This window comes from Variovorax sp. P4_D9 (assembly GCF_056401695.1).
In genome coordinates this window covers 1-2,307 of the sequence record NZ_JBFUIU010001132.1, presented here as the reverse complement: position 1 = coordinate 2,307, position 2,307 = coordinate 1, and the positions used below count along the sequence as shown (strand labels likewise).

The window sequence follows — 2,307 nt, the reverse complement described above, 5'->3', positions numbered from 1 at the left end:
GCCAAGCGCATGGGGGTGTCGGTCAATTTGTCCACCACGCTGGCGGTCATCATCGATTCAAGCAATCCCACCATGGCGATGGCAAGAGCGGGTAATTCGATGAGTTTCAGCGTCGCCATGGAAAAGGGAACGGCAGGCCACGCGCTTCGAAGTCGTGACCTCGGTGACTCAGCTCGAAGAGTTGAGGCGTGCCAGTCGCTACCCCAAGTTCAAAGCCGTGCTTCAGCCGCACCGCGTCGGCGCGATGGTCCACAACCTACAGCGTGCTTTGGTGCTGGATCGCCTGCCGACGGACATCGAAGCCGACGACCCGTTTGATGCGTTCCTGCTGGCGATGACCGTCGTCGGCGACGCCGACTACATGGTGACCGGCGATCACCGCGCTGGCCTTCTGAAGCGCGGGCATTTTGGCCGCTGTCGCATTGTCACCCCAGTCGCTTTCTGCGCCGAGGCACTTTGACTGGTTCTGTCGCTACAAGGGTTGGAGGAGAGCGTTCGAAGTGATGGGGTCAGTGCCCGCTGACATCCGACGGCAGGACAGAGAAGAATGGTTCTTCCGTTCTCCCCTGGAGTGGCCATGCAGATCAAACTGAGCCTCGTTTTTTGCGAGGACACGGCGGAATCGGACCCGCAACCGCTGTTCACGCTGGAGGTCGTCGCGCAACCGACCATCGCGACTCTGGGCTTGCGCCTTGCCGACGGCAAGGCAATGCTCGCGCGATTGCAGACCCAAATCGTCACGCGGCAGGTCGAACTGCTCAGCCGGTGCGAAAAGCACCTGCCACCGTGGCCGCGCTGGATCTCGGCGGAGCTTGAGTTTGTGCAAAGCCGATTGGCCGCGACGATTCCCTATGCAAAGTCGGCCGAACTGCTTGGGCTGTTGTTGCCGGTGGTCAGGGCGAACGCGCCGAGCACGGTGCGAGAGCACACGCTGGGAGTCGGCCGCCGACTGAATGCGCAAGGCCTGGAGACCCAAGAAGACCCAGTCGCGGTGAAGAGCGTGTTGGYCGTCACAACGGTCGGCCTCGACAGCGGATACCTGCGGCACTGCCACCCCGACCACGAGAAATCTTTCGAGGTCKTCGCTGGCCGCGCGATGCGCGTCGGCGTCGGTCAGCGCAGCCTTGCGTTCGTTCGCACCATCGAYGAGCATTCGCGCGAACGGGTGCGAGGCGTGCTTGCTGCCTTCGGCAGACAGGATAGGTTGRTGGAGGTGTTCACCGACGGCGACACCCAGCTGCGCCAATGGCAGCTGACGGCTTTGCCCCGGGCGACTCACATTCTGGACTGGTATCACCTGCGACGACGCGTCAGCAAGCTCGATGCCGTCGTGCACAGCAAGGCGACGGCCGGCCAACTCAAGCCCGTGGACCATGACCGATTGYCGTATCTGGCCGGTGGACTGAAGTGGCGGCTGTGGCATGGTCGGCCCGCACAGGCCAGGCGTCGCCTCGAGGCGATGCTGCATGTCTTGGGAAGACCGGGGGTGGCACGCAGGGCCGCAGTCCCACTGATCCGCAAGCTCACCGTCGAACTGCTCAKCTACCTGAGGAACAACGCGGATTCGCTGCCGGACTATGGGCGTCGCTATCGAGCGGGCCGGCGCATCTCCAGYGCCTTCGTGGAGTCCGCGGTCAACCAGCTGATCGACAAGCGAATGTCCAAGTCGCAGCAGATGCGATGGGATCCAGAGAGCGCRCACCTGCTACTGCWGGTGCGAGTCCGCGTCGTCGACAGCCAGCTGCGTGATGACTTCGCGCGTTGGCACCCCGAGTTCCCGTCCAACGCGTCAACGCTGGCAATGGCAGCTTGACAACCCCATCAAATCAGACGCCGACCGGCTCTTTCACGGTATAGGAGAAGACCGCACCCGCCTGGGAATTCGGGATGGTCTGCCCGTGCACCGCGGTCGCCAATCCGGCGTAGTAGCGCAGCAGTCCGACTGCCCGCGAGCGTCTCCCTATTGTTGCGCTGATCGGGGCGCCCATGTCCAGGGTATCGAGCAGCGCGAGCTCGTTGAAATTCGCATCGACGAGGTCCGCGAGCTTCAGCAGGCATTGCTGGCGGTCAAAGGGCTTCATGCGTTTCCAAGGACCCTCCAGGGCACGTCGCGCCGCAGCGACCGTCGCGTCGATGTCTTCAGCCGCGGCCCAAGCGACATTCGCGAGAAGTTCTCCCGTTGCGGGATTGCGCGTTTCGAAGGTCTTGCCCGATAGCGCCGGCACGCGCCGCCCGTCGATCAGAAGAAGGCGAGGACTGTCATCCAACCAGGCGGGGACGTCTTGTCTATTACGCATGCTGCAGGGC

Annotated in this window: 3 protein-coding genes; 2 read left to right on the top strand and 1 reads right to left on the bottom strand. The window is 63.2% G+C overall.

The window, feature by feature from the left end:
- Positions 1-154: 154 nt before the first annotated feature.
- Together AC1DY5_RS51970 and AC1DY5_RS51965 are read left to right on the top strand one after the other, a co-directional pair.
- Positions 155-460 (top strand): PIN domain-containing protein, encoded by a 306-nt coding sequence (locus tag AC1DY5_RS51970; protein ID WP_478122071.1) that lies wholly within the window; start codon positions 155-157, stop codon positions 458-460.
- Between the two features lie 117 nt (positions 461-577).
- On the top strand, positions 578-1,813 hold the full coding sequence (locus AC1DY5_RS51965) for a hypothetical protein (protein ID WP_478122070.1): 1,236 nt from the start codon (positions 578-580) through the stop codon (positions 1,811-1,813).
- A gap of 13 nt (positions 1,814-1,826) precedes the next feature.
- Here AC1DY5_RS51965 and AC1DY5_RS51960 read toward each other — a convergent pair.
- Positions 1,827-2,307 (bottom strand): aldehyde dehydrogenase family protein (locus tag AC1DY5_RS51960; protein ID WP_478122069.1); only part of this gene is annotated, 481 nt, incomplete at its 5' end.